At 68.8% G+C, this 1,045-nt stretch carries 1 protein-coding gene and 1 pseudogene; both read left to right on the plus strand.

From position 1 onward, the window contains the following. Positions 1-126 (plus strand): annotated as a pseudogene (locus tag JQN83_RS32605) (sulfate adenylyltransferase subunit CysD); the annotation flags it as partial. After that, positions 126-1,045: sulfate adenylyltransferase subunit 1 (locus JQN83_RS32610; RefSeq protein WP_208571000.1), on the plus strand; the 920-nt coding region annotated here is incomplete at its 3' end. The pseudogene JQN83_RS32605 and the gene JQN83_RS32610, both read left to right, overlap by 1 nt.

A 1,045-nucleotide genomic window follows, 5' to 3' on the forward strand; every position in this document is an offset into this window, starting at 1 on the left:
GACACGGTGGAGAAGGTGATCGACGAGGTGGCCGCGACGCGGATCACCGAGCGGGGTGCGACCCGGGGCGACGACCGGGTCAGCGAGGCCGCCATGGAGGACCGCAAGCGGGAGGGCTACTTCTGATGAGCACCGACATGCTGGCACCGGCCGGCTCCCCGGCCGAGGCCCGACCGATGGACCTGCTGCGGTTCGCCACCGCCGGGAGTGTGGACGACGGTAAGTCGACCCTGATCGGTCGGCTGCTGTATGACACGAAGTCGTTGTTCACCGACCAGTTGGCGGCGGTGGAGGCGGTCAGCGCGGCCCGGGGTGACGAGTACACCAACCTGGCGTTGCTCACCGACGGTCTGCGGGCCGAGCGGGAGCAGGGCATCACCATCGACGTGGCGTACCGGTACTTCGCCACCCCCCGGCGCAAGTTCATCATCGCCGACACCCCGGGGCACACCCAGTACACCCGCAACATGGTCACCGGCGCGTCCACCGCGGACCTCACCCTGGTGCTGGTGGACGCCCGTAAGGGCCTGGTGGAGCAGTCGCGGCGGCACGCGTTCCTGTGTTCGCTGCTGCGGGTGCCGCACCTGGTGTTGTGCGTCAACAAGATGGACCTGGTCGACTACTCCCAGGAGGTCTTCGAGCAGATCGCCGACGAGTTCACCGCCTTCGCGACCAAACTCGACGTGCCCGACCTGGCGGTGATTCCGGTGTCGGCGTTGCAGGGTGACAACATCGCCACCCGCGCCGACACCATGCCGTGGTACGAGGGCCCGTCGCTGCTGCACCACCTGGAGCACGTGCACATCGCCTCGGACCGCAACCTGGTCGACGTCCGGTTCCCGGTGCAGTACGTGATCCGCCCCCAGTCGACCACGGTCACCGACTACCGGGGCTACGCCGGTCAGGTCGCCTCCGGGGTCCTCAAGCCCGGCGACGAGGTGATGGTGCTGCCGTCCGGCTTCACCAGCCGGATCGCCTCGATCGACACCGCCGACGGCCCGGTCGACGAGGCGTTCCCGCCGATGTCGGTCACCGTCCGCCTCGA

Source organism: Micromonospora antibiotica, from assembly GCF_017599305.1.
Lineage (GTDB): Bacteria > Actinomycetota > Actinomycetes > Mycobacteriales > Micromonosporaceae > Micromonospora > Micromonospora antibiotica.